The organism is Ochrobactrum sp. BTU2, assembly GCF_024539785.1.
GTDB lineage: Bacteria > Pseudomonadota > Alphaproteobacteria > Rhizobiales > Rhizobiaceae > Brucella > Brucella anthropi.
The window spans coordinates 582,310-606,179 of sequence record NZ_JAHWRG010000004.1; the positions used below are offsets into that span (position 1 = coordinate 582,310).

The window sequence follows — 23,870 nt, forward strand, 5'->3', positions numbered from 1 at the left end:
ATCCATGGGCATTCTTTTTGTCGGCGCCGAAGACATCGACTTCAACTTCATTGGGGGCGCTCAGAGTAGTTACGCCAACCATTCGGGCTACATGGAAACCGCCTATTCTCGTGTAGCGATACGCGCGACGACTCGCCTGGAAGCAAAGACGCCTTTCAACGCGACCGAAGCTTGGCTGCATTTTTGTGCGGTCATCGGTACGGAAAGCGGCACCACTATCTACCCTATGTGTGGGTTCTGGTCAGCCGAACTCAACAGGGCTCGCATCACACTTCAAGCATCGTTGGTTGGCTCGGACGCTAATTTCGAGGTCGATGATGGGACTGGCACCTACATCAAGGGCAGCACTTTCACATTCCCTAAAATTAAAAAACCTAGCGACTACGATCTTCATGCGAAAATCGACGGGTTGAGTGTTACTGTGGAGTTCTACTCGGCCGGCGAACTCCTGCATCGCGAAACTTTCGCAATTGTCCAGACGTACACGATGACCAACTTCAGGCTTTCGCCGAGTTCGAATTATACGTCATGGGGATGGCTCTATTCGCAGGTTATCGTCGCAGATGAGCCGACCATTGGATGGAAATTGAAGACGCTGGCCCCGGCTGCTGCCGGTGATCTCTCCGAGTTCTCTGGAACGTTCGCGGACATCAACGAAACAACGCTCAACAACGACACCAAGATCAGTGCTGACCAAAGTGCACGGTCGAGTTTCAAGCCCGCGTCGTGGAACGTACCGGCTGGCTTCGAGATCGTGGGCGTCAGTTTGAGCAGTTATGCGCTTTCAGACTTGACGGCGACTATCAGCAATTTCGTCCGTCTCGGCGGTCAGAATTACGCGGATACCCCTGAAGCCTTGGGTGTCGGGTGGGCTAATTACCGCTCTTTGTGGCCGTTAAACCCGGCTACGGACGCACCTTGGCAGCCAGCGAACATTAATGGGACCGCCCTGCAGTTCGGCATCGGAGTAACGGTATGACCTCCGATGTTTCAAAGCTTAACGGACTGGTGGTCCTGAAGCCGCCTTCGGGTGCGAAGGTCTCGAAGGCGAACGCTTACGTGATCCTCAAGCCCGAGGTGCGGATCGCAGTCCCTTCTATCGTGAACACCGTCTTCTTCTCAGAAGAGGTGCAGCCGACACATCGGCGTTGAGCGCAGTTTCTCAGTTCCAGCGTGAATCACTTTAAAAGTATATAATCTCGTTAAAAGTGATTCCCTTATCAAAGATGAGAGCAGGTGGTTGCCATGTCGAAAACCGAAACAATCAACGCAACCGGCGAGTGGACACTCGCGGTAGACGACGCGGCGAGTGTTGCCGTTCAGCTTCGCACCCAGGGCCGTCTCATGATCTGTATTTCAGAGGATGCGCCTGCTGCGGAAGCATCTGGTCTCATTATCACCGGAACGCAGACGTTCTCAGCGAGCGACATCCCGGCAGGCAGCAAAGTTTACATACGTTCGACAGCTTCTCCTGTCGAAGCTGTGGTCATGAGCTATTGAGGTTTTGTTATGGCGATCTCTGTCAACACTGAGAATCCGCATATCGGCTTCGCTTCTTCAAGCGGAGGCGGTTCGCCAGTGAATAAGGAACCAATTCTGATCCTCGCTTCTGGTCAGTCGAACATGGCTTACGTCTACAACGAGACGGCCAACAACATCGATTACGCCAGCAACCTTCATTATTGGAACTTTGCAGGATGGGATGGCGAAGTCGGGACCGCGTTCCGTAAGCCTGCGGCTACCGAAGTCAGTGTTGCGATGTGTCTCGCCAATAATATCGCGAAGGAGAACCCTGGCCGGGACGTTTACGTCGTCAATGTCTCTTTCGGCGGCACATCTTTGAGCGCTTGGTCGGACAACACGCCTATTGCCGCTCGGGATACGTTGGTGGCGAACGTGCAGGCAGCCCTCGCGCAGATCGGCGTCGAGAAGCCGTTCGACTACTTTTTCTGGTGGCAGGGGGAGGATGATTCTGAGCCTAGCCTCGTGAACCTTTACATTGAGAACTACCTCCGCTTCATGGAAGCCCTCGACACCAATGCGTGGTTCGATTGGCGCGCAACGCGAACGGCTATCTTCGGCATAATGGATGCACCCCGCGTTGAGTGGCAGACTTATTCCAGCCTTAACCGGACCCTGCGGACGCTTGTTGCGAGGCTTGGTGGTGGAGCAGTCTTCATCCCTTCCGCCACGCTTTCAGAGCCGAAATACTGGATGCCTGACGGCGAAGGTGAGCTGCAGGACGTTCATATGTCCTCCCTTGGTTACGAGACGCTTTCAAAGATCGCCAGTGTCGCCCTGCAGTCCGGAGGCGTTGCGGCTCACTCTGCCTTTGACGACGACCCTTACACGAAGGCGCTGTTTATCAAGGGGCGCGGCATCAACTTCGGCTCCGGCGATTTCGCGGAAACGTTCGAGACCGTGGGGCCGGACGGCAACGGTCGGATGAGCACGTTCCGCACAGGCTATTGGGGGAATCTGCGGGTCGCAGGCTCTGATACTCCCGGCGAAGGCACCTATAGCCGTAACTCCCTGTGGGGCATGCGCAGTGGCGAAACGACATTCCTTTGTGGCTTCCTGGTGTGGTCTGGGCATACCGGAGTTGGGGCCATGGTTGCACCTGTCATGCCTTACCCGAATGTGATGGGCCTGGACCTGCCTGTGCCAGTCCATGTTGAGGGGCTTGGGAACACAAAGCCGGTGGTGGCGAAATGGCAGGTATGGACGAACGAGCTTCACTTCTATGAGCAGGAAGCGGATGGCAGTCTGACGCCGTTGAGTCTCCCGGCATCTGGTTCCTTTAGCTTCCAGACTATCGGCTTTCTCGCATAGCGTTCAGCCCCATCGCCACAATCCTTCGGAATGGGCGGCGGCGGTGCTCCCGGCTACGCACTGACAGGCTCGGGTAACGTCCAGATTGTAGAGAACTCCGGCCAGATCATCGGCCAGATCGGCTAACTGCCCTTGTAGGCGCGCTGACTGAATAACGTTTAAAGTGTAGGATTACTTTAAAAGTGATTCCATGCATCTTGAACGGAACAGGTCATGCGCCTCTCAGACTCTCAAATTAGCGATCTCGTGACGCTCGCAAAGCCATTTGAAATAGAGGTGGCTGCTTTGGCTGCGGTCATCGCCGTCGAGAGTAATGGTGTGATCTTCGCGACCGGTACAAGCTTGCCCGTCATCCGGTGGGAAGGGCATTACTTCTATCGTTTCCTCAAAGGCGCGAGGCGTGATCAAGCCGTCAAGGCGAGCCTCGCATCTCCGACTGCCGGTGCCGTTAAAAATCCGTCCACCCAATCTGCACGCTATGACCTCCTGAAGCGAGCAGCGGAGATCGACAAGGACGCCGCGTACTCGTCGATCTCCATGGGTGTCGGGCAGGTCATGGGATCGCACTGGCAGGCCCTCGGCTTCACATCCCCTTTCAAGATGTTCGACCGCTGCTGCTCTGGTTTCAAGGGGCAGGTCGAAGTCATGCTGGCCTTCATCAAAGTGAACTCCCTCATTGACGAAATCCAACGTCGAGACTGGTCTGCGTTCGCTCGTGCCTACAATGGCTCGAACTACGCCAAGAACGGCTACCACACGAAGCTCGCAGCCGCGTACAAGACCGCACTCGCAGATCCGCGCATCTCATCGAACAACGTCGTCAATACCTCCAAGGGTAGTGCGACCACGATGCTGCGCCTCGGCTCGAAGGGCGCTCGCGTTCGCGAATTGCAGCAGCTTCTAGTGCGCGCCGGTATCAGCGTCACCGTCGATGGTGATTTCGGACCTGCTACCCGCGACGGTGTGAAGGCTTTCCAGACCATCAACGGACTCGAAGCTGATGGCGTTGCTGGTCCGAAGACCATGGAAACCCTCTCCCTTTACCGCTCCTCAATCGACGAGAAGGTCGGCGCCGTGCCGATGATCAATCTCCCCGAGACGACCACTGGCGGCACTGGGACCGTCGGCGGCATAGGTGTCGTCGCTGCGGCGGACAAGATCAACGATGTCGCCGACAAGCTCGGGGCTTCTGACGGCATTTTCCACCACATCTCCAACGGACTCTACACGGTCGGCGCTGTGCTGATCGTCGGAGGTATCCTTTGGGCTGGCTACGGCTGGCTCAAGTCCCGGCGCACCTATGAAGGCGTCGCATAATTAACCAACCAACTAAGGAATAGAGACATGAAGGTTGAAACCGAACACCTGAAGCTCCCCCTCCGGACCTCCGGCCACGTTCAAATGCAGCGCTCGGTGCGCGACGGCTTCGAGAAGATCGACCAAGCGGTAAAAGCCCTGCAGACTGGTGGCAGTGGAGGTGCCGATCCGCGCATTGATGCTCTGCTCGCCGATGTAGCGGACCTCAAAACCCGCGTCACCGCACTCGAAACCCCTACCCCGTAATGTCGGTGTTCTCCGACTTCTTCGGCTATGACGTTCCATGGTGGTTGTGGGCCTTCCCTGCAACCGCCACGCTGCTGACTGTTTTTATATTTGTCAGTCGCACCTTCGGCGTTCGCAGCGCGATCATCGCAGCCTTTGCAGTCGGGACATCGCTCCTCGTCGCCCTCTCCTACCGTCGCGGAAAACAGCATGGTTGGCAGGAGCGCATCAAAAGGGAGAAGGAATATGCGGATCATATCGCTAAGCGCGCTCGGGCCGCTCGTGATCGCTCTCTCACTGCCGATCCTAGCCGGCTGCGCGACGACGACGGATTCAAGCGCCGGGATTAGAATCTACTGTGATAACGCCGAACCGATCATGTGGTCGGAAAAGGATACAGACGAAACCATTCGCCAAGCAAAGGCGAGAAACGCTGTGTGGAAAGAACTGTGCGGGACCAGAACGAGATGATCAACAACGAAGAAATTCGAGAACTGGTCAAAGATACGGCTGAGCACGCTGCGAAAGAAGCAGTCCGCCAGACTCTTCTGACACTTGGTATCGATACCCAAGACCCTATCGAAGTGCAGGCGGACATGCGACATCTACGCGAATGGCGGAAGTCAGTTGCTACAGTAAAGAAGCAATCTCTGATGACCGCCATCGCCATTCTCACAAGCGGGATGATTGGCGTAATTTGGCTCGCTTTGACATCGAAAAGCGGCGGATGAACTGAAAACCGTCAGCAGCCGCTAATGCGAACAGAGGGACGGAAAACCATCGCCATGATGAAAACGCGACCAACAGCGCCGACCCGAATTGAATACAAAACAGTGCTAAGGAGACATACCAGCTTTCCAGCGTCTCCTTGAGCACGATCAATCGAGTACGGGTAGTAGGACTCATCCGAATAGCCCGCGAACTGCCATTTGCGACAGAGCCGTGAAGAAGCCCACTTCAACGCCTTCCGCCAGTTTTTCCTCCGCAGCAATAGCCGAAGTGACCAAAGCCATAATTCTCTGATCCTGGCTTTCCTTAATGTAGGTGGTTAGCTCAACAGCAGCTTTGCGCCCCGCTGCACAATCGACACCCCACGCTTCAGTACGGGCAGGCGCCCAATACTTGACTGTCCCATCGTCACCAACTGAGATGAAACTCAAAGTCGATGCGAGCGCCCGATGCCTTTGCAAAATGCACACTGTAGATACTCCTAGAACGATGTGTTGCCTTGGTGAATTTCGGCGGCCATCCGCCCTTTCACTTTCATTTCCTCCCCATCGGGGGTCACTCACGCGCGGAGATCACTAAAACCTAACGCGCTTAAATACTCTGTGATCGAAATAGTAACTGGCTCACTAATTCCGAAGCGCCTGCGTATGTCGCGGCAATATGTCTGCTCTCGCTCGATCAGGACGCAACTAAAACCCTCAAGTTCTGCCGCCTCCCCTGTCGAACCGCTGCCCGCGAATGGGTCGAGGACGATGCCGCCGATAGGCGTGATGTGCCGAACGAGCGACCGCATCAAACCGACGGGCTTGATCGTCGGATGACCCGAACCGGCTCGATCCTGCTTGTTGGCCTTCGGGTGATAGAAGATCGGCATACCTTCGAACGGATAGCTCTCGTAGAAGCGCGCAGCCGATCCAGAGTGGTCGCCGTAGAAGGTGCCGGGAACACGGCCGGCGAATTTGCCATAGATGTCCTTCGTCGGCTCAGACGGCTCGGTGCCTTTTACGGGAGCCTTCGCACCCTTGCTCTCTGGGAACAGGGCAACGACTTCCGCAGATCCATCGTGGATGAGATTGGCAGGCCAGCGACCCTTCGGATCGCCGCCGCGTGGGCCGGGCTTCATTGCGAAATTCGTCGAACCGGAGTCACGGTAATCGCGTGTCTGTGACGCCTCGCCCTCGCGATGCTTGCCACCTTCTGACGGTATGCGCACAGCGTCTATGTTGACGGCGCCGGTCCCGTGCTTCAGGATGTTCAGCGCGCCGTTTTTCTCCGAGAATGGCTTCTGTCCGACATAGATCGGTTCCATCGCGGGCTTGCGGACCTGACCGCCATAATACCAGCCGTCCATCGCCTGAGCCTCCTCGGAGGCAGGAACGTATTCGCCCGGCTGATACTCGCGGTCTTCGAGCTTTTCCCACGTGCCGTCCTTATTCTGGTCGGCAGCGGGACGAATCCGACGCACTGGATTGCCGCGCGCAACGCGATCCCCTTTGGCACCTAGAGCCTTGTCAATCGCCATCGCAGCATTGTGAGCCTTCGGCATGCCGCTGGCATAAACCCACCCGATCATCGGATGTGTGATGAAACCTGCCACTTCGAGAGCCGTCGCCATGAGGTGATAAGTTCGACTGGATGAGAAGGCGACGATATAACCGCCCGGTTTGAGCACCTGATACACGAGGCCCCAGAACTCTGGGTCGTTCTCGATGCCGGTGCCGTCCCATTGCTGCCCCATGAAACCGGCAGATGCGCGGGAGAATGCGCCATCGCGACCGAACTTCGCAGGCTTATAGCCTTCCTTGCCGAACCGCTTGACGACGCTTTTCAGTCCGTATGGCGGATCGCAGCAGACGGAGTCGACTTGTTCTCCGCGAGCAATCATCCCTTGCAAGACCTCGCGACTATCCCCTTCACATAGTACGATCATGATAATGCCTTCACTGCCCGACGAATATGCGCGCGGGCGTTCTTTATTGTTCTTGGATTCGAGCTAACCCCTGCCCCGTGTGAGATCACGAGTGCGAGCTTGCCGCCGATGAATACCTTCGCGTGCTTCTTGCCGTTCGAGACTGACCACGGGAAACCGCAGCTATCCAGTTCTGGCCGGATGGCACGAAGATGGGGATTTCGGTCAAACTGTGGCTGGCTCATTGAACGCCCTCCACCCATTATAGCGTTTCATAGAACCTCCTTATCACTTTAATAGTTTGCTCGTCACTTTAAAAGTGATTAAGTGCACACAACAATTTCGTCATCGGCGTCAATATAGCGCCCGCTGGCTTCGACGTAGGTTTCGATAAAGTCGATTGCGACTTCCGAGACGATGGCGTTGCCCGCGCCTTTGAGGAGTTCTTGGCGAGATTTGCCTTCGTAGGGGCTGCCAGAATCCACTCGAAAGGTAGACCCATCAACCAGAGGGAGTGTGCCGGGTCTAACTGGCCTCCACTTCCCATCCCGGCAGAAAAGCCAGTCAACATCTCCCCAGAAACCGTTAGTCGGGCCGGGCCGCCCGGTGCCTCGTTCAAGGTGCGGACGATCTGGTCTGTCCTCATCTCCCCCTTCCGGTCGCCCGATCTGCTGCGGAAGTTGTCTACCGATGGCGTCGGCCAGCCTGTTAGGTGGGCCATTGTCACGACATCCGAGTTCGGTTCGCCCGTGTTGCGGCGTTTCAAATCCGGCCCGCTTATTCCGTCCTTCTGACAAGGAGTCGGCCATGCCGCTAGGCTCGATGCCATTGACACCGTAGTCTGGTTCGCACAATGCGTCCCCGCCTTGGCCTCTTCCGCTATCGGAGTCGGCCATGCCGCTAGATGCGCTGCGTCGATCATCGACGTGCCGGTCTTCGCCCCGCGGGCTTTCTTCGCGTCGTCCGTCTCCGGTGATCCGCGCGTCGCGTCCGTTGAGGTTGTTGTCGGCCACCCGGCCAGATGCGCCTGACGTGGCAACTGATCCAGTCTCACGCGACCGTCTGCCGTCTCCGTCGCCATGCCCGGTGAGTCCTTCCAGTCCTGAGCGCTCGCCGTTGCCCATCCGGTCAAAGCCGCGTCTGCTGACAAGGCTCCCCCCGCTTGGTTCGGACCACCGTTCGTCCCGTCCGTCGCTCGCGGCGTGTTCCAGCCGTTCTCCAACAAAGAAGAGGCGCTGACGGATATGCGGTGCCCCACTGCCCGCAGCAGCGGTAACTTGGACCCCCACGGCGTAAACTGATCTTTCCAAATCAGTTTGAACAAGGTCGAGCCAAGCTGTCGGGTTTTCCGTTTCGCTATCCGAGCCATAGAGTCCGTAAGGTCCATGCTCGCCTGCCTTATAGTTCGCTCTGCCGACGATGAGAGCGCTTGCGACCTGCTCTCCGAATATGACAGGTGGCCGCTCGGCTCGAATGAGACGATACCAGTCGGGCCAGAGATGTCGCTCGTCGTCGAAGCCGCGTTGTAGTCCCGATGATGAGAACCCTTGGCACGGGCATGAACCTGTCCAGACGGGGCGGCTGTCGGGCCAGCCTGCGCGCCGGAGCGAGTAGCTCCAAACGCCGATTCCAGCGAAAAAATGGCACTGAGTAAAGCCTCGTAGATCGTCGGGCTGCACTTCTCTAATGTCACGTCCATCGACTTCTCCGGGGGCGATCAGCCCATTCTTGATAAGGTTGCGCAACCACTCAGCGGCATGAGGATCGAACTCGTTGTAATAAGCCCACGCCGTCATTCGATCTCACCGAGCAATCGGCGATACTCGATGGGGCGATTGAACGTCTGCGCAGACATGATGCCCTGCTGCATGCCTTGGCTGATACCGAGATCGACATAGACCACCGTCTTCAGGGCGTACTGCCCCCACATCAAGCCCGCCTCAATCCCGAGTGCGCGCTGCGTTGGAATATCGTCGTTGAGAATACCTTCCTGCGTGTAGAGCAGGTGTGATGCGAATGGCGCTTCCCCACGTTCCAGGCAATCGCGCATGCAACGGCGGGCATAGCCGATGTTGCGCTCGCGCTCATGGGCAGACCTTCCGGCGAACGGTGATTCAATAATGACAGGGATCATGCCAAGTCCTCAATGTCGCGGCGGCGCGATATGCGCTTCGCGGATGCTTCTTTTTTCTGTCGCGAGCTTGGATGGAGATCGTTCCAGTCGAGATCGACCATGCGGGCATCCGGGCGACCGAGTGCGTTCCAAAGCAGGAAGGCCATCTTCCGATCCCAACTGCATTCGGTGATGCAAGTATCAGCCCAAGTGAACAGACCCTTCTCGGGTTCGATAGTCTCAAGGGCGGCTTGGAAATCGCCGTTGTAGAACTTCTCGAACTCGGTCATGCCGCTTTCCATTTAAAATGGTTGCGCGCATAAACGATCCACAACGCTGCGTTCATGGGGAGTAGTCCCCAGGCCGAAGTCGAAATAATCCAGACAAGCCAGAGGGCCTGATTGACGAGACCGACGAGCCACGCATGCCTCGACCTATTCCCCGCGAGCACCGTCATGTAGATGGTGATCACAGAAAGCAGCCACGGCAGATAATCTTTCAGGAAATCACTCATGCCAGATCCTCGATGTCGCGACGGCGCGTTGGTTTTGCAGGCGCTTTCGCCCGAGGCTCCATTCTCGGAGCATGCTCCTTCACATCGCGGATGCCTGCCCGCAACGCGGTGATCAGCGCCTTCTCGGGATCAGGGTCTTCCTTGTACTGGACGTTCGAGTTGTCAGTGTTCCGGTAGCCAGCGCACCAGACTTTGCCATCCCATCGACGATGTAGACTGATATGGAGGAGGCCGTTCTTGATCGCGCGGCGAAGCTCAGTGGCGAGTTGATCGCTCATTTTTCTCCCTTTCGGAAACGCCTACCCGCTTCCGTGATCTGGAGGGTGGAAGGACCGATGAACTCAGCAAGCCTCTTGCTCACGAGAACCATCACCGGAGGCGTCTTTTTCACGCCATGCATCGGGCCGTTCGAAAGAGAATCAAGAATGATCGCTTGAGGCATGCTGAGTTTGATCGACATCGGCAGAACTCAACTCATGCCGAGTGCGTCCATGTAAAGTTGAAGCATTGCTTCTTCTTCCTGACGCACATGATCTTCTTTTTTACGTTCCTTGATTATACGGCGAACAGTCTTCGAGTCGAACCCGCTACCCTTCAATTCCGCATAAACTTCTTTAATATCGTCAGCGATAGTCTGCTTCTCTTCTTCGAGACGCTCGATGCGTTCGATGTAAGCTCGAAGCTGACCGACTGCGATTGTCGAGGCATCCGACGTGATATCGTCGCCAGAGGAACCGCTGTTATGCCCGCGCATGTCATCGCCATTTCCGGCGAGGTCTTCGTCATCGCGTCTGCGCGCCATTATCGACTCCTAACTTTTAAAGTGATTTCGACTTCATACTTGTTTCGATGAAGCGGATCGTGCCCGCAGCGTAGACAATGACGCCGAGCATCTCGGCGATTGCTGCGTCGTGTTTGCCGCGCAGATACATACCCACGGCTTCCTGCGTCTTCTTGATGACCTGATTGGTTGGGCCACCGATGCCGACGTCACCAAGCAGCTTGGGGATCGTATTAATCGGTTGGTCGTCGAATGGCTGGTCGTTCGCGTGGCGCTCTTTGCCCTTGCCGAAGGCTGACTGAACGAACGCCTCGCCGAGGATACGAGCAAGGGAGTCGTAGCCGGGGGCCTGCATTGTAACTGCAATGCCGCCATCAATTTTCTCGGCGAACTTAGCGCGGTGATCCTCGCCCATGAAGGCACGAGCTTCTGCGATTTTTTCTTCACTGGTCATGACGCTCTCCTTACTAACGTTATTATCACTTTAAAAGTGATTATACAATAATCAAAGATCGTGTTTTTCAGCCAGCCAGTCCGGTATCGTAATGTCCGCGTAGCCCTTTTTCAGGCCGAACTCGGAGATGTCGCGAAGTTCCGATTTAGGCAGGAACAATGTTTTCAGTGGCTTATTCGGATGCGATATACAGATCGCTTCGGGCGTCTCTCTGTGCTTCCAAACTCTGGTGCGAAGTATAGTCGCCATTTATTTTCTCACCTTAAAGGTTAGTGACGGAAGAAAATGAAATCGGTGATGTTGCGGCAGCCGCTCAGCACCTTCGACCAGGCGCGCTCACGCCACGACGCACGCTCGACCGAGTCGAGGCCGAGAAGGCTCTGGTTGATCAGTTGGTCGCGCAGATCGGGGAATCGAGTCGGACGGACAAGTTGCTCGTACTCGCCGCAGGCAAGGCACAACCGGGCGTCAGGCAGGTCACCGTTCTCAACACTATAGTGATTGAGCCAGTCGTGTTCACAGGGACCATTCAGCATGTCGCGGGTGACGGTTCGCTTCCGGTACATCTGACTTTCAATCAGATAGTCTGACCATGCACGACGGCCTTCGGCGGTCAGGCGATACCATCTGATGATCGTCGGGAAGGAACGATGCCCATACTGTTCGCGACCCGTGGTTTCCTTCCGACGGACGGCCCACCCGCTGACACGCAACGCACGCAAGGCGCCCGTGAGTTGTTGGGCAGTCATCTTCGGGAAAATGCTCTGACCGATCTCCTTCGGTGTCATCTCGCCGCCATGCCCATACAGAGCTTGCGCAATCTGCTTCATGATAGGAGTGAATGTGATCGGATCACGCATAGCGAGGATTCCTCTTCTTCTTTTTGACGATCTCCGGCGCCGGTCGTTTAATGCGATTGTGATGATGATCGCACCAACTTGAGCCGGGTTCGGTCGGATGCCCGCAGAACAGATGTGGGCCAACTTCGGTGACGGCATACCTGCACTGGCGAGTTTTCAGTTCGAGGACAGTCAGGCGCAGTGCGGTCGCGTCATAGAGTTCCGCCTCAGTCGGCTCGACTTTCGCCGGCGGCTCGGGTTCGCGTTGCCCGATCTGGTCGAGGACACCGAACAGGCGCTTCGTTGTCCGCGGGGATCGACGAAGTGGGCCGTTCGGCAAAGCCTTCGCAGTCCTTTTGAGCGCCGCGCCAACGCGCATGCCTGTGAACGGATGCGAAGTGTGCAGGTGCGGGTGTCTGGCGTAGAAACCGATGACCGCGTTTCGGCTCACCTGAAAGCCTGTCTCGTGGGAGATGCGCGCGGCGATGGCAGAAGCGCTCCCGCCATCCTCTCCGTAGACCTTTTCGATAGCATTGTGCTTCTCTTTAATGCTGAGTTCATGCCACCCCTTCATCACGCAGCCCCGGTGTAACCGTCAGCGACCTTCTTTTCAGGAGCGAGGGCATCGAGGGCGGCCTTGATTGCCATCTTGCTTCGACGCACTTCCATGAGCCGGGTCTCTCGGAACATGAGTTCCTCGACGAGAACGGCTTCCTGTAGGACGAACCTGTCGAAATCGACCTTGAGCTTATCCCGGCAATCATCGTCGATGGCTCGGTATGGCGCGACGGATTCGATCAGTGTTGCTGCCAACTCGTCGCCGTCGATCACGCCGCCTTCGTTGTAGCGGTCGATCTGCTCGTATTTCGGGAAGAAACGGTCCCAGAAAATCTTCGGCTTGGTCATTTCAATTCTCCATCCTAACTTTAAAAGTTATATCCATTCAAAAGTGAAAGACGTCAGAGGCGATTTTGTCCGAAAGCTTTAGATTATCGGTGCCTGCTATCGTCTGATCCATGGAGACAGTCTTGAAACTGTCTTTGTGATGAGCGGGGATAAAACGAGTTATATTTTTCGAAACGTTTTCAATTGTTACGCTACCTTCGAGAACCGCGATGATGACTTCTGTGATAAAATCTTCCCGCACGTCTTTGGGGAGGTATTTTGGGGCAAGCTTCGATGCCTGCACATAAAGGGGTTCTGCCTGCAACTGACGCTGCATGAACTCACCCAATGGCAAGTTTGTCTTCGTAGTCTTCGCCCATAATCTCCGAAGTTCGCGTCTACGCTCGGAACGATTGTAAGTTCGCCAGCGAGCCTTGCCCTTTTCCGAATTGTTGTAACGAGACCACGCTTCTTTCGCGGCGTCCGTCGACCTATATCGCTTGACCGATTCCTTGCCCCTCTCCGAAGCGTTGTACGCTCGCATATACTCTTTCCGAGCCTCCTTACGCTTCTCGTTGTGTCGGCGTTGCTGTTCCAGATGACGGGCGTATAATTCAGGATCGGCGCGGATGCGCTCCTGCCGTTGACGACGTGACTCGGTGTTTTTGCTTTTATCGGATGGCATCGTCGCCCCCTAAGATGTCATTGATTGCGAACAGACGATGCTAAAATACCCGTCAGGGTGTTTGATGATCCAGTCGCCAGGCACAGCGGTTCGGGTGCCGTTGCCCCCGACGATCAGGAAACGAGAGCCGTTCTCATCGACATGTCGCTGGTAGTCCTCGAACGAAGAGAACCATTCGCCCCATTTCGAATGTTTCCCGGTGAAAGCCAGCACGTCGGGGAGATTGTCTCTGGTGTACTTGATGGATTCTCTGATCGCCCACTCGTAGCCGTAGTTGCCGTCAGGGAAGGCCGACTCTCTGAGAAAGCCTTTTGCAGCGAGGGAGCGAAGCCGCCGCAACACCATGCCTCTACTCGGCGGGTGCCCTGTGCCGCGAGCCGCTACGTGCCTCAAATGCTCCCGTTTGACTTCATCATTGATGTAGATGCTGTGCGGTCGAACGGCCCTCTTTGCGCAGATCAGCACCATCTCTTCGGTGAGAAGGAATTTGCTCATGCCGATGCCTCACTATTAATAGTCATCTTCGCGCTCATCCATCCAAGTGTTGCGTTCGAGTTCCGAGACTACCTCGGGGTGCTTGTCGTGAATTTCGACGCAGGTGACGCACAGCCGCAGCGTGTCGCCGAATATGTGCCTGGTCGCCATGCCTCGAAGTTGGACGCCTCCGCAGTCGTCACAGACGATCTGGTCGCGCTTCATGTTGTAGACGCGGGAGACGGCCATCGCTCAATCTGCCTCCGCGATCTTCGCAAGCTTCGCCTCAATCTCTGCCTGGAAAGACGGATGAGCGATGATGAGGTAGCCCATCCTCCAGATCGTATGCTCCTGTCGATAGACACCGCCGAAGCGCTTGATCAGCTTCTTCTCGATGCGATGCGAACGATGACGGCTGAACGGGAACAGGCGTTCGCTCGTGGGCTTGGTGGCGTATTTGCTATAGACGATGTTGGCGGGGGTTTTGTTGGCGCGGATGTCGTTGACATACCCCCTGACCTTCCTCATCATTTCCTCCGCACGGAGAGCAGTCTCGGCAGCCGTTGTCGCGGTGACTGTCTTGCCGAAATGCCGGGCCGGAACGAGGAACTGCACGGCGATCATCTCATCTATGGCATTTTGGTAGCGCTCATAGGTCTGAGTGCTTATCTCCTTGATCTGTTCGAGGGCCTCCACCTGATACGGACGCAATTTAAACCCGGCGCGGTAGGTCGGCTCCCGAGTCATCGCCAGCGGGATCGCATTGTCCTCGACATCGGGGAAATGACGTTCGTCGGCTCCGCTAAACTTATATCGTGCGGGCACCGTTTCCGTGAGGCCGTCGACTGTGTGGTGAGTCCTATACTCTACCGCACAGTCGGACGGAGGATTGGTCAGATAGACCATCTTGGCGTCGGCGCTCGGGTTCGGGCCGAGCAGATCGTCAATAACGCTGCGCGGCTTCGGTGGAACCAGATCGCCGAATGTGAGACGACCCTTTGGAGCGATGATAATCTTGTCGTTCACGATGGTGCCCCAATCTCTGTCATGGAGCGATGCCAGTCCGAGAGTTTCCTGTTGTAGACCTTGCCGTTCTCCACATTCCGGTAGACGACGGTGGCAGGGTACTTATCCTGCCGCTCGCTGTCCGCGTTGCTGATTAGCACTACGGCATAGCGGTTGCCGTTCTTGTGCGACCAGACACTACCCGGCATCGGAACCGGAGCAGGTGCAGGCTTGCAGAGGTGGAGCGTTTCCGACGCTCTGTCGTCGGCGCGGACCAATACCTCTGTCACCCATCCCCGCTTTCTCTGCTCTTCATGGCAAAAGGTTCGCGGACGATTGTCTGGTTCAGGTGCTTTATTTGGCTTGATATCGACGCCGAGCTTCGACCAACGCTTGGCGTCTTCGCGAGAAATGGTCGTCTCAGTGCTCAATATCGCCGGAATGGCACCTTCTAGCGGCCCCTTGACGACACCGCCGTCGTGGAACGTCGAAACGCCTTCCATATTGAGGAAGTTCAGCATGCGTTCGGCGATGGCAGACTCGATTGTCTTCTTCTGGTTCGCGAGAACAGTCGCGGCATCGCGGTCGTTCTCGAAACCATGGACAGTGATGCTGTCGGTGATGCTCTGCGCCAGACCGGCAGCGAGCGAGTAAATCTTCCTCGGGCTGATGTTAATGATCTGTGCTGGTACGAGTGGGGCCAGATGGCTGATCATGATGCGTTCGAGGGCAATCTGCTCAAGCGCCTCGCTCAGTTTGTCCCGCGCTTCAGTCGTGTCGACAGAGACGTTCAGGCTCACCACGCGCTTGTTGTATCCGTCGCGCACCTTGAGCATGTCGAGCAGGCGGCTGCGCGTGAAGAGATACAGCCCGTCGTCATCCGAGTCGGCGTAGTAGTCCGAAGCAAACTCAAGGATGTAGCCGTCTTCGTCGTTCGCCACCGTATTGTCGCGAGGTGACAATTCCGGCATCGGGAACACGGCCAGTTCTTCGACGAAATCGACGTTCTCGTTAGTTAGCTCTTCCGACCTAGGCATATACTGCCCATTCAGCCGCCATCGCATCGGCCTCGGATTGGCGCTTTTCGTTTCCTCGATCGTGAACCCCTCACCCTCTACGATCTGCATCGGGCCGCGGACTGTTCCGTTGCGTTGTTTGTAATACCCACCTTCTCGAATCTGCATAACGTTCTCCTTATTCATAATCACTTTAAAAGTGATAATAGAAGGAAAGTCAATTTAAAAGTGATTATCGATAATTTTAGCGTCGTGCTCCGACGATGCGGGCAGCCTGTGCGTTAGGCAGATCGGGAAACTTCATGACGAATACCACCTCACGGGAGCCACAGCGCGGGCATTTGAGACGTTCACGCAGCATTGAAATCGGCATGGCTCGCCCGCGCGTGCACAACAACGTCATCAAGTCCAGTTCGACCTCGAACTGACACTCGCGTATCGAATACATCCCGTCGCGCTTCCCATGGTTGCAAAACATGGTGATGCGTGCGCTGTGGGTAAAAGCGTCTCCGAGGGTCTCAATCTGCATGAGAACATAAAGAGAACATTCCCCATGAGAGTCAAGAGGGATCATCCACTGAGCGCCGCGAGGAGCCAATCTCTGACTTAGATAGTGATTTTAGTAGCTTTAATTGTTAATAGGCGTGCAAACTTATCCATACTTTTTCACACCGGACAGTTTCATGCTTGAGAAGACATACGACGCCGAGGCGATTGAGCCGAAGATCGCTAAACGATGGGAAGATGCCAACGCATTCAAGGCTGGCGCAGGAGCGAAGCCCGGCGCGGACCCGTTTGCCGTCGTAATCCCTCCCCCGAATGTCACCGGCTCACTGCATATGGGGCACGCGCTTAACAACACAATTCAGGACATTCTGGTCCGCTTCGAGCGCATGCGTGGCAAGAACGTGCTGTGGCAGCCCGGCATGGATCATGCTGGCATCGCAACGCAGATGGTCGTCGAGCGTCAGTTGGCGGAACGGCAGGAGCCAAACCGCCACGTCATGGGTCGTGAGAAGTTCATCGAACGCATCTGGCAATGGAAGGCCGAGTCTGGGGGCATGATCTCCAATCAGCTGCGCCGCCTCGGTGCATCCTGCGACTGGTCCCGCGAACGCTTCACGATGGACGAAGGTCTATCTCGCGCTGTTCTAGAAGTCTTCGTCACACTTTATAAGCAAGGTCTAATGTACCGCGACAAGCGGCTGGTTAATTGGGACCCGAAGCTTCTGACCGCGATCTCCGACATCGAAGTCGAGTCGAAGGAATCCAAGGGACACCTCTGGCACTTCCGCTATCCGCTAGAAAACGTCCCTTTCGATCCGGAAAACCCGCACACTTATATTGTCGTCGCCACAACACGCCCTGAGACAATGCTTGGTGACACGGGCGTCGCCGTCAATCCGAACGACGAACGCTACCACGCTCTGGTCGGCAACGACGTAGTTCTTCCGCTTGTCGGTCGCCATATCCCGATTGTCGCGGACGATTACGCAGATCCGGAAGCCGGTTCCGGTGCGGTGAAAATCACACCTGCGCATGATTTCAACGATTTCGAAGTCGGCAAGCGTAACGACCTGCGTGCAATCAACATTCTGACACCAGATGCGTCGATCACAATCAAGGATAATGCCGACTTCCTTGAAGGTCTCGAACTGAGTCCGCAATTGAAGTCTCTGATCCATGATCTGGACGGACTGGATCGTTTCGCGGCTCGCAAGCGCATCGTGGAGTTGATGGATGAGCACGGGTATCTTGAGAAGATCGAGGACCATACGCACATGGTTCCGCACGGCGACCGCGGCGGCGTGCCAATCGAGCCTTATCTGACTGACCAGTGGTACGTGAACGCAGCCGAACTGGCGAAACCGGCCATGGCGGCTGTTCGCGAAGGCAAGACCAAGATCATCCCGGCCAATTGGGAAAAGACTTACTTCGACTGGATGGAAAACATTCAGCCATGGTGCGTGTCTCGCCAGCTTTGGTGGGGACACCAGATTCCGGCCTGGTACGGTCCCGATGGCCATTGCTTTGTTGAAAAGAGCGAAGAGGAAGCAAAGGCTTCCGCGCGTGCTCACTATGGCGAAGATGTTGCGCTGGAACGCGACACCGACGTTCTCGACACGTGGTTTTCCTCTGCTCTATGGCCTTTCTCGACGCTCGGCTGGCCGGACAAGACGCCAGAACTCGCGACTTACTATCCGACAAGTGTGCTGGTTACGGGCTTCGACCTGATCTTCTTCTGGATCGCTCGCATGATGATGATGGGACTTCACTTCATGAAGGAAATCCCATTCCACACCGTCTACATGCACGCCCTCGTGCGTGATAAGAACGGCGCCAAGATGTCGAAGTCGAAGGGCAATGTCATCGATCCGCTCGGGCTTATCGACGAGTACGGCGCCGACGCGCTCCGCTTCACCCTTGCAATCATGGCCGCTCAGGGCCGCGACGTTAAGCTGGACCCTGCTCGAATTGCTGGCTATCGCAATTTCGGCACCAAGCTCTGGAATGCGACCCGCTTCGCTCAAATGAACGGCGTGAAGCTCAATCCGAATTTCCGGCCAGAAGAGACGGAACTTCCCGTCAACCGCTGGATTCTCACGGAACTGACCAAAGCGACGCGCGCTGTTACCGAAGGCATTGAAGGCTATCGTTTCAATGATGCTGCAGGAGCGGCCTATAAGTTCGTCTGGAACCAGTTCTGTGACTGGTATCTCGAACTCCTGAAGCCAATCTTCATGGGCGATGATGAGTTCGCAAAGGCGGAAGCTCAGGGGACCGCAGCATATTGTCTGGATCAGATTTACAAGATGCTGCATCCGTTCATGCCGTTCATGACGGAAGAACTGTGGTCGCTTACAGCCAACGAGGACAAGCCGCGTGAAAGCGTGCTGGCGCTCGCAGAATGGCCGACCCTCACCTTCGAGGATGCGGAATCCGCAGCGGACATCAACTGGCTGGTTGATCTCGTCACCGGCATTCGTTCGGTTCGCACTGAAATGAACGTCCCCGCCAGCGCAAAGGCTCCTATTGTGGTACTGGATGCAAATGCATTGGTGGAACAGCGCTTCGAGCGCCATGAGGCAGCAATCCAGCGTCTGGCTCGCGTTGAAGACATTTCCTTCGCGGAACAGGCCCCCGGCTCATCCGCACAGCTAATGTTGGATCAAACCACGATTTGCATCCCGCTCGGCAGCCTTATCGATCTCAAGGCAGAAGACGCTCGCCTGAACAAGGAACTAACCAAGCTCGCTCAGGAGATAGAGCGCGTAGGGAATAAACTCTCGAATGAGAAGTTCGTCGCAAATGCAAAGCCGGAAATCGTGGAAGCTGAGCGTGAACGTTTGGTTGAATTGAGTGAAGCAATCCAACGCCTCACAACTGCCCGGCAGAGAATATCCGGCAGCAACTAATTAGAAAAAAGGGGCGCTTCGGCGTCCCTTTTCACTTCTTATGCGTACCCCGGCATGATGTCATTGGGATCGCCACCTGCGGCCCGGTAACCCTCGATGTAACAACCGATGTCGGTGAGTGACTTCGACGATCCGCAATTGAGACAGGTGTGCTTCTGACCGAGCCTGTGTTTGTTCGCGTCCCATGCCCGGTACAGATGACGCGGACATTCGCGCCATCGACGGTGGTTCTCTCTGATGTCAGCGAGCATCTTTTTGTAGTCCGTCGTTGTGTCGGTCTTATTCATTTCGCCGCTCCCTTGAGCAAGGCATGGAGATTTGCGATGGCTTCGAGCGGGGTAGCCCCTTCGGCACAGAAATCCACGTATTGATTTCCATAAGCTAGCGCCTCTCCGATGCCGACATGTGGTGACTTATTGCCGATGGCGGCGAGCCACGGACGACGGCCGTACTCCTCATCTTCACACCAAAGCAGAAACGCCTTGTCGCCCTGTTTCAATCGGATGATCTCCGCGATGAATTCACTCTCGGTCATATTCGCCCCTGCGACATTTTATCAATTTCACGAAATACGTGTATTTAATCTCGGCTTAACTACAACTCTTAAATGAGGCGAAACAAATCTAAGGTAGTAATAGCCCCATCGAAGCAAAACGCCTCGAAACGAATAATTAAGGTAACAGGGTATAGGGTTAAACGAGGGCATTACCATGATGAAGATTTTCCGCAAGTTTCGTAAGAATGAAAGTGGCGCTACAGCAATCGAATACGGCCTGATCGCCGCTCTGATGGCAGTCATTGTTATCGCGGCCTTTACCGGTCTCGGCGATGCGTTGAAGACGAAGTTCACAGAGATCGCCACTACGATCAAGACCGGCGAAGCGCCAAAAGCGCCGTAATTCATTCTTCACTTCTGAGAGGAGGCTTTGGTTGCTCCTGAGCCTCCAGACTAGCCGCCCGTCCCTGTGATGGGCGGCCTTTTTATTTGTCCTGATGGACGGTGAACACAAGCTCCGGCTTGAAGGCGATTTCGACCAGTAATTCGTTCGCCTTCATAATGCCCTCGGCTACTGTTTCCGGACTGCGCATGTTGTGCAGATCATCGTTGATGTCAGTGAGCACCTCGACCAATCTCAGCACCCGGTCGTCAGGCTCGCCCGCGTATCGCCGGAGTTGTTCGAAGGCTTCATCAAGGCGGTCACTCATAGCTCAATCCAGATCGGGTTTTCGAATACGCGCTGACCTGAGCGCAGGAAGTGCTCATATTCACCGGGGAGGCGTGTTTCCGCCGAGACGATGATGCGTGGAAACCGCATCGCAGAGATCGAGGTTTCCCCTGCCGCAGGCCACCATGCAACCAAGTCGGCATCATGAGGATGCCTGTGCCCCCTGAACCCGGCCCGGTGTGCCATGATGCTGTTTTCGAAAATCATAAGAGTAAGGTTCATCTCAACCCCCTATCCTGCAAAATCGCCTGTGTGATCAGGAACGCCACAGATTCGGTCAGTTCGGCCTCGTCGATCATGTCGATGAAGGCATTGCGCACGTCCTTCGGCGGGGTCCATGCGTCGACGAAACCGGCGGCGATGAGGTCGATCTCGGTGCGCTCGGCCTTCGTGGCGTCCCTCACGGGCCTAACAGGCTTCGGCAGATGGTCGACCAACTCGACCGGCTGCGCAGACGTGACGATCATCGCGGCTCGCATGTATTTGTGCTTCTTGTCGCTTATGACCCGCACCACATCATTGTCACTGAGGCTGATGACCGATCCGCCCGTCGAGTCGACGAATTGTGTGAATTTGTTGACGTTGAGTTCGAGTTGCGCACCCTTCTCATCTGCCAATGTGATGAACCAGTCGGCGTGAGATGTACGGAAACGCCCTCCCACCACTGTCAGCTTATCGGAGCGATCCTCGCGGTCGTTGATCGATTCCCACTTCATATCAGCAGCCCCCAAATGATAGTCTCAAGACCTCTGCGCGCGTTCTCTTGCTTCTTGATCGAAGCTTCGATGTCATCGACATTGACGCCCTGGGCTGTGTACATTCCGTAGGTCGCGGCGGCCATTACGAGGGCGTTGAGATGTTCAGTCAGTATCTCCGGCAGTTGGCTTCGCACCTCGTCGTGGGAAACCGAGAAAGTCAGGCGATCAATTTCTCGCACAAAGCGCTCGGCCTCGGTTGCACTGAGTTCGCTGACCTTGTTTTTACCCACAGATTCGAGGAATGCCTTAACCTGTATTCTGCGCCGAACGTAGGTGGCGTCCTCTTTGTCGCCGAGGTAGTCGCGGGCGAACTCAACGGCCTTCTTCACAGCATCCTCGATGCCTGTGACGAACCGGATGCTGCGGGCAACCTTGTGCTCGTTGTCCGCTACGACACTCACGATGTCGCCAATTTTAAGATGACCATCATCGACCGGCTTGCCGTCACTGTTCCAGAAGATCGTGAGCCACGCGACTTTGAGGGCTATGTCCTCGCCGTGCTCGTCCCTGAACACGATGCGCCAGCAGCCATTCTTATGGTCATGTTTCATATGATAGACGGTCAGGTTATCGGCCCGTTCCTGCCGAGCATCAACGGTTTCCCACTTCATCCCCGTGCCCTCTTACGGTTCGCCTTATCCTTGGCGCGCTTTGCCTTGATGGTCTGGCGCTTCTTGCTCTCAGCTTTCGTGAGACGCTGCTTATAGGGCGCTCGTGGATGCCGGATGCTGCTAAGGTCTGACCCTGCGGGCAAATTGCCGACGAGGCTCGCACCTAAAGCGAGGAGGTCGCGAAACAGGCTGTTCATAGCGCCACCTCATTCTCCGCTTCATCTTCTTCGGTCTCGTCATTGAGGGCGCGGGCTTCCTCAATAAGCAGGTTGAACCGCTGGCGCATGGCGCTGCCGTCCACCTGGACGGACTCAAGGGCGATGCTATGTCCGCTTCCGTGTGAACTGCGATACTCGTAGATGCGGCAATTGAGCTTGGCCGGCGTATCCCTGAGCAACAGATCGCGCTTCAGGTTGCACATGTCGGCGTCCATCAGCACCCTCTGGACAGCATCCCAATGACCTCTCAGCGGGATCACGAGTGGTCGGCGCTGCGAGGATGCGCGCAGCAGCCCATGCGAGGGTAGTGCGAGCGGCTTGCTCAACGAGCTTGCGATCTCCGGACGTAGCAACTCCTGCGCTTTATCTGGGAGCAAACGGTGGTCGAAACTGACGCTGTAATAGCAGGGGAAGTCCTGCGAATAGATCGGCTCGTAGACGCTGACGAACTGAGCGCTTGGAACCTCCAATATGAATTGCATTGTCGATCTCCTTTAAAGTTATATAATCACTTTTAAAGTTATTCAGCAAGCACAAAGTCGCTTCCGACTCCATTTCTCAGGATCGGCTCGAACTCATGCGCGGATTCGTATGGCTCAACTCACGGCGGAATCCGTTTTGCCGAAACTCACAGACGGATTCGTTTTGGCAGAACTACAGAACGGATTCGTTTATCCGCTTCCGCAGGTCAGGCCGCAGCCTCGATGTCGACCTCGACGTGGATGCGATCAAACGGGAACTCAAATCCGCTGTCCCCCTTGTCGACGAGGCCACTCTTCGCCAGCGCGTCGAGGTCTCCGTGGACGTTCTTCACATCTCGACCAACTCGACGGGCGATCTCCCTGACGCTCATCGCGCCTCGACCGCTCATCGCTCGGATGATCTCCATGCGCGTAGCCGAGAGCGTCTTGACCAGTACGCTCCAATTGTCGAACGTGAACGTCGAGCGATCCTCGACGGCCCTGCCCGCAGCCGCCATTGCAGCCCGAGCCTCGACCTCGGCAATGGTGTCGTCGTAAGTCTGAACTCTGACTCTAAGCGTGTTCATCGATCCATCCTTCCATGTCTGCCCTGAAATCCTCAAGAAGCTGCCGGATACCCTCGAAGGTGTAAGGCACTTCGCGCTCACCGATATGCTTGTGATCGCCCTTGCCTGCCTCGTTGTCGTAGCGCATCACGCATACTCCATCGACGACGAAGGCCAGACGGTACTTGAACTGGTGCTCGCTACCCTTCAACGGGGCAGGCACATGCCAGATGACCATCTGAGCGAACATGTTGTCGCTGATCTGTCTCCGGTCGTTGAGGATACGTGTTGCTTTCATGTTGGTGTTTATACCAACAATCTCTGCCGTTGGCAATATCACCAACGCATTTCTCCGAAGATTTTTTCAAGGTAGCGGATCGCTTAGCCGTCTGGAACGCCAAGGTAACGACGCCATCTCAAGCTCCAAGGTAGCGCCGCCAGAACTGACGCCAAAGCTCCAAGGTAGCGTGTGCAGATCCGGCGCGGCCTGTTCCCGGTCGATCCTCGATCGAGGAGGACGGGATGCAACCGGCCCGACTGCCCTTCGAAATGGGCGGCCAGGCGGTCATTCATCGCGTCCAGGCGGCACCTACCCGTCACGGAATCCACCTGCCAGCGCGTGGCAATGGACTCGGATAGGGAATGACAAGCCAGACACAAGAAACGCGCCAGCGGGCTTTAATGGTTCGATTAGGAAATACGGCCGGAATCGGCAGTAAAGGCGCGACGGGATCGGCCTAAACACGGGCAAAAAGAAAGCCCGACTCCACATGGGAACGGGCTTTGAATTGACAGAGATTGCGAACAATCAAACGGTAGGCCGTGGCACAATCGCA

The 23,870-nt window shown here is 55.9% G+C and carries 40 protein-coding genes; 10 read left to right on the forward strand and 30 right to left on the reverse strand.

Annotation, left to right across the window (positions count from 1 at the left end; all coding sequences use genetic code 11):
* The first annotated feature begins 4 nt into the window (after window positions 1-4).
* From KWJ32_RS15260 to KWJ32_RS15295, 8 genes are all read left to right on the forward strand, one after another.
* The gene (locus KWJ32_RS15260; protein ID WP_256886057.1) at window positions 5-979 is read left to right on the forward strand and encodes a hypothetical protein; all 975 of its coding nucleotides are present in this window, start codon (window positions 5-7) and stop codon (window positions 977-979) included.
* Window positions 976-1,152, forward strand: a complete 177-nt coding sequence (locus tag KWJ32_RS15265; RefSeq protein ID WP_256886058.1) for a hypothetical protein — start codon at window positions 976-978, stop codon at window positions 1,150-1,152. The genes KWJ32_RS15260 and KWJ32_RS15265 overlap by 4 nt, the downstream gene beginning before the upstream one ends.
* A 93-nt stretch (window positions 1,153-1,245) precedes the next feature.
* Entirely contained in the window at window positions 1,246-1,500 is a 255-nt protein-coding gene (locus KWJ32_RS15270) for a hypothetical protein (RefSeq protein ID WP_256886059.1), read from the forward strand.
* 78 nt (window positions 1,501-1,578) lie between these two features.
* Window positions 1,579-2,832, forward strand: coding sequence for a sialate O-acetylesterase (locus KWJ32_RS15275; protein ID WP_256886060.1), 1,254 nt, complete (start codon window positions 1,579-1,581; stop codon window positions 2,830-2,832).
* Window positions 2,833-3,045: 213 nt separating this feature from the next.
* A complete protein-coding gene (locus tag KWJ32_RS15280) occupies window positions 3,046-4,149 on the forward strand; it encodes an N-acetylmuramidase domain-containing protein (protein ID WP_256886061.1) in 1,104 nt (367 codons plus the stop codon).
* 27 nt (window positions 4,150-4,176) lie between these two features.
* Complete coding sequence (locus KWJ32_RS15285) at window positions 4,177-4,395, forward strand: hypothetical protein (RefSeq protein WP_256886062.1); 219 nt, start codon at window positions 4,177-4,179, stop codon at window positions 4,393-4,395.
* Window positions 4,395-4,724 carry a hypothetical protein gene (locus KWJ32_RS15290; RefSeq protein ID WP_256886063.1) on the forward strand — a complete coding sequence of 110 codons (330 nt, stop codon included), beginning with the start codon at window positions 4,395-4,397 and terminating at the stop codon, window positions 4,722-4,724. Before KWJ32_RS15285 ends, KWJ32_RS15290 begins: the two co-directional genes overlap by 1 nt.
* 117 nt (window positions 4,725-4,841) lie before the next feature.
* Complete coding sequence (locus tag KWJ32_RS15295) at window positions 4,842-5,105, forward strand: hypothetical protein (protein WP_256886064.1); 264 nt, start codon at window positions 4,842-4,844, stop codon at window positions 5,103-5,105.
* A gap of 557 nt (window positions 5,106-5,662) precedes the next feature.
* On the opposite strand, the gene KWJ32_RS15300 is transcribed toward KWJ32_RS15295, so the two are convergent.
* The 20 genes from KWJ32_RS15300 to KWJ32_RS15395 form a co-directional block, all read right to left on the reverse strand.
* The gene (locus KWJ32_RS15300) at window positions 5,663-7,033 is read right to left on the reverse strand and encodes a site-specific DNA-methyltransferase (protein ID WP_256886065.1); all 1,371 of its coding nucleotides are present in this window, start codon (window positions 7,031-7,033) and stop codon (window positions 5,663-5,665) included.
* Complete coding sequence (locus KWJ32_RS15305) at window positions 7,030-7,257, reverse strand: hypothetical protein (RefSeq protein WP_256886066.1); 228 nt, start codon at window positions 7,255-7,257, stop codon at window positions 7,030-7,032. Before KWJ32_RS15305 ends, KWJ32_RS15300 begins: the two co-directional genes overlap by 4 nt.
* A 78-nt stretch (window positions 7,258-7,335) precedes the next feature.
* Window positions 7,336-8,808 (reverse strand): DNA cytosine methyltransferase, encoded by a 1,473-nt coding sequence (locus KWJ32_RS15310; RefSeq protein WP_256886067.1) that lies wholly within the window; start codon window positions 8,806-8,808, stop codon window positions 7,336-7,338.
* Entirely contained in the window at window positions 8,805-9,146 is a 342-nt protein-coding gene (locus KWJ32_RS15315) for a hypothetical protein (RefSeq protein WP_256886068.1), read from the reverse strand. The genes KWJ32_RS15310 and KWJ32_RS15315 overlap by 4 nt, the downstream gene beginning before the upstream one ends.
* A complete protein-coding gene (locus tag KWJ32_RS15320; RefSeq protein ID WP_256886069.1) occupies window positions 9,143-9,415 on the reverse strand; it encodes a hypothetical protein in 273 nt (90 codons plus the stop codon). The genes KWJ32_RS15315 and KWJ32_RS15320 overlap by 4 nt, the downstream gene beginning before the upstream one ends.
* Window positions 9,412-9,639, reverse strand: a complete 228-nt coding sequence (locus tag KWJ32_RS15325) for a hypothetical protein (protein ID WP_256886070.1) — start codon at window positions 9,637-9,639, stop codon at window positions 9,412-9,414. Before KWJ32_RS15325 ends, KWJ32_RS15320 begins: the two co-directional genes overlap by 4 nt.
* The gene (locus KWJ32_RS15330; protein ID WP_256886071.1) at window positions 9,636-9,917 is read right to left on the reverse strand and encodes a hypothetical protein; all 282 of its coding nucleotides are present in this window, start codon (window positions 9,915-9,917) and stop codon (window positions 9,636-9,638) included. The genes KWJ32_RS15325 and KWJ32_RS15330 overlap by 4 nt, the downstream gene beginning before the upstream one ends.
* A complete protein-coding gene (locus KWJ32_RS15335; RefSeq protein WP_256886072.1) occupies window positions 9,914-10,099 on the reverse strand; it encodes a hypothetical protein in 186 nt (61 codons plus the stop codon). Before KWJ32_RS15335 ends, KWJ32_RS15330 begins: the two co-directional genes overlap by 4 nt.
* Before the next feature lie 9 nt (window positions 10,100-10,108).
* Window positions 10,109-10,393: a DUF2312 domain-containing protein gene (locus tag KWJ32_RS15340; protein ID WP_256886132.1), complete on the reverse strand. Its 285-nt coding sequence runs from the start codon at window positions 10,391-10,393 to the stop codon at window positions 10,109-10,111.
* 64 nt (window positions 10,394-10,457) lie between these two features.
* Window positions 10,458-10,874 carry a hypothetical protein gene (locus KWJ32_RS15345; protein ID WP_256886073.1) on the reverse strand — a complete coding sequence of 139 codons (417 nt, stop codon included), beginning with the start codon at window positions 10,872-10,874 and terminating at the stop codon, window positions 10,458-10,460.
* A 51-nt stretch (window positions 10,875-10,925) separates the two neighbouring features.
* Window positions 10,926-11,123 (reverse strand): hypothetical protein, encoded by a 198-nt coding sequence (locus tag KWJ32_RS15350; protein WP_256886074.1) that lies wholly within the window; start codon window positions 11,121-11,123, stop codon window positions 10,926-10,928.
* Window positions 11,124-11,143: 20 nt separating this feature from the next.
* Window positions 11,144-11,734 (reverse strand): hypothetical protein, encoded by a 591-nt coding sequence (locus KWJ32_RS15355; protein ID WP_256886075.1) that lies wholly within the window; start codon window positions 11,732-11,734, stop codon window positions 11,144-11,146.
* A complete protein-coding gene (locus KWJ32_RS15360; protein ID WP_256886076.1) occupies window positions 11,727-12,287 on the reverse strand; it encodes a GcrA family cell cycle regulator in 561 nt (186 codons plus the stop codon). The genes KWJ32_RS15355 and KWJ32_RS15360 overlap by 8 nt, the downstream gene beginning before the upstream one ends.
* Entirely contained in the window at window positions 12,287-12,619 is a 333-nt protein-coding gene (locus KWJ32_RS15365; RefSeq protein WP_256886077.1) for a hypothetical protein, read from the reverse strand. The genes KWJ32_RS15360 and KWJ32_RS15365 overlap by 1 nt, the downstream gene beginning before the upstream one ends.
* Window positions 12,620-12,656: 37 nt before the next feature.
* Window positions 12,657-13,283 carry a hypothetical protein gene (locus KWJ32_RS15370; protein WP_256886078.1) on the reverse strand — a complete coding sequence of 209 codons (627 nt, stop codon included), beginning with the start codon at window positions 13,281-13,283 and terminating at the stop codon, window positions 12,657-12,659.
* Between the two features lie 9 nt (window positions 13,284-13,292).
* On the reverse strand, window positions 13,293-13,778 hold the full coding sequence (locus tag KWJ32_RS15375; protein WP_256886079.1) for a hypothetical protein: 486 nt from the start codon (window positions 13,776-13,778) through the stop codon (window positions 13,293-13,295).
* A gap of 15 nt (window positions 13,779-13,793) precedes the next feature.
* The gene (locus tag KWJ32_RS15380; protein WP_256886080.1) at window positions 13,794-14,006 is read right to left on the reverse strand and encodes a hypothetical protein; all 213 of its coding nucleotides are present in this window, start codon (window positions 14,004-14,006) and stop codon (window positions 13,794-13,796) included.
* A gap of 3 nt (window positions 14,007-14,009) precedes the next feature.
* Window positions 14,010-14,783: a hypothetical protein gene (locus KWJ32_RS15385; RefSeq protein ID WP_256886081.1), complete on the reverse strand. Its 774-nt coding sequence runs from the start codon at window positions 14,781-14,783 to the stop codon at window positions 14,010-14,012.
* On the reverse strand, window positions 14,780-15,946 hold the full coding sequence (locus KWJ32_RS15390) for a hypothetical protein (RefSeq protein WP_256886082.1): 1,167 nt from the start codon (window positions 15,944-15,946) through the stop codon (window positions 14,780-14,782). The genes KWJ32_RS15385 and KWJ32_RS15390 overlap by 4 nt, the downstream gene beginning before the upstream one ends.
* 76 nt (window positions 15,947-16,022) lie before the next feature.
* Window positions 16,023-16,226: a hypothetical protein gene (locus KWJ32_RS15395; RefSeq protein WP_256886083.1), complete on the reverse strand. Its 204-nt coding sequence runs from the start codon at window positions 16,224-16,226 to the stop codon at window positions 16,023-16,025.
* Between the two features lie 235 nt (window positions 16,227-16,461).
* Between KWJ32_RS15395 and KWJ32_RS15400 the strand changes: the two genes are divergently transcribed.
* The gene (locus KWJ32_RS15400) at window positions 16,462-19,194 is read left to right on the forward strand and encodes a valine--tRNA ligase (protein ID WP_256886084.1); all 2,733 of its coding nucleotides are present in this window, start codon (window positions 16,462-16,464) and stop codon (window positions 19,192-19,194) included.
* Between the two features lie 38 nt (window positions 19,195-19,232).
* On the opposite strand, the gene KWJ32_RS15405 is transcribed toward KWJ32_RS15400, so the two are convergent.
* Window positions 19,233-19,481: a hypothetical protein gene (locus tag KWJ32_RS15405; protein WP_256886085.1), complete on the reverse strand. Its 249-nt coding sequence runs from the start codon at window positions 19,479-19,481 to the stop codon at window positions 19,233-19,235.
* Window positions 19,478-19,729, reverse strand: a complete 252-nt coding sequence (locus KWJ32_RS15410) for a hypothetical protein (protein ID WP_256886086.1) — start codon at window positions 19,727-19,729, stop codon at window positions 19,478-19,480. The genes KWJ32_RS15405 and KWJ32_RS15410 overlap by 4 nt, the downstream gene beginning before the upstream one ends.
* Before the next feature lie 175 nt (window positions 19,730-19,904).
* On the opposite strand from KWJ32_RS15410, the gene KWJ32_RS15415 reads away from it, so the two are divergent.
* Window positions 19,905-20,093 carry a Flp family type IVb pilin gene (locus KWJ32_RS15415; protein ID WP_256886087.1) on the forward strand — a complete coding sequence of 63 codons (189 nt, stop codon included), beginning with the start codon at window positions 19,905-19,907 and terminating at the stop codon, window positions 20,091-20,093.
* A gap of 82 nt (window positions 20,094-20,175) precedes the next feature.
* Here the strand turns inward: KWJ32_RS15415 and KWJ32_RS15420 are convergent, their stop codons facing one another.
* From KWJ32_RS15420 to KWJ32_RS15455, 8 genes are all read right to left on the reverse strand, one after another.
* On the reverse strand, window positions 20,176-20,400 hold the full coding sequence (locus KWJ32_RS15420; RefSeq protein ID WP_256886088.1) for a hypothetical protein: 225 nt from the start codon (window positions 20,398-20,400) through the stop codon (window positions 20,176-20,178).
* Window positions 20,397-20,642, reverse strand: a complete 246-nt coding sequence (locus KWJ32_RS15425; protein ID WP_256886089.1) for a hypothetical protein — start codon at window positions 20,640-20,642, stop codon at window positions 20,397-20,399. Before KWJ32_RS15425 ends, KWJ32_RS15420 begins: the two co-directional genes overlap by 4 nt.
* Window positions 20,639-21,136 (reverse strand): hypothetical protein, encoded by a 498-nt coding sequence (locus KWJ32_RS15430; RefSeq protein ID WP_256886090.1) that lies wholly within the window; start codon window positions 21,134-21,136, stop codon window positions 20,639-20,641. Before KWJ32_RS15430 ends, KWJ32_RS15425 begins: the two co-directional genes overlap by 4 nt.
* Entirely contained in the window at window positions 21,133-21,789 is a 657-nt protein-coding gene (locus tag KWJ32_RS15435) for a hypothetical protein (protein ID WP_256886091.1), read from the reverse strand. The genes KWJ32_RS15430 and KWJ32_RS15435 overlap by 4 nt, the downstream gene beginning before the upstream one ends.
* Window positions 21,786-21,986 (reverse strand): hypothetical protein, encoded by a 201-nt coding sequence (locus tag KWJ32_RS15440; protein ID WP_256886092.1) that lies wholly within the window; start codon window positions 21,984-21,986, stop codon window positions 21,786-21,788. The genes KWJ32_RS15435 and KWJ32_RS15440 overlap by 4 nt, the downstream gene beginning before the upstream one ends.
* Window positions 21,983-22,489 (reverse strand): hypothetical protein, encoded by a 507-nt coding sequence (locus tag KWJ32_RS15445; RefSeq protein ID WP_256886093.1) that lies wholly within the window; start codon window positions 22,487-22,489, stop codon window positions 21,983-21,985. Before KWJ32_RS15445 ends, KWJ32_RS15440 begins: the two co-directional genes overlap by 4 nt.
* A gap of 206 nt (window positions 22,490-22,695) precedes the next feature.
* Complete coding sequence (locus tag KWJ32_RS15450) at window positions 22,696-23,055, reverse strand: helix-turn-helix domain-containing protein (RefSeq protein ID WP_256886094.1); 360 nt, start codon at window positions 23,053-23,055, stop codon at window positions 22,696-22,698.
* Complete coding sequence (locus KWJ32_RS15455; protein ID WP_256886133.1) at window positions 23,042-23,332, reverse strand: DUF6516 family protein; 291 nt, start codon at window positions 23,330-23,332, stop codon at window positions 23,042-23,044. The genes KWJ32_RS15450 and KWJ32_RS15455 overlap by 14 nt, the downstream gene beginning before the upstream one ends.
* Window positions 23,333-23,870: the final 538 nt, after the last annotated feature.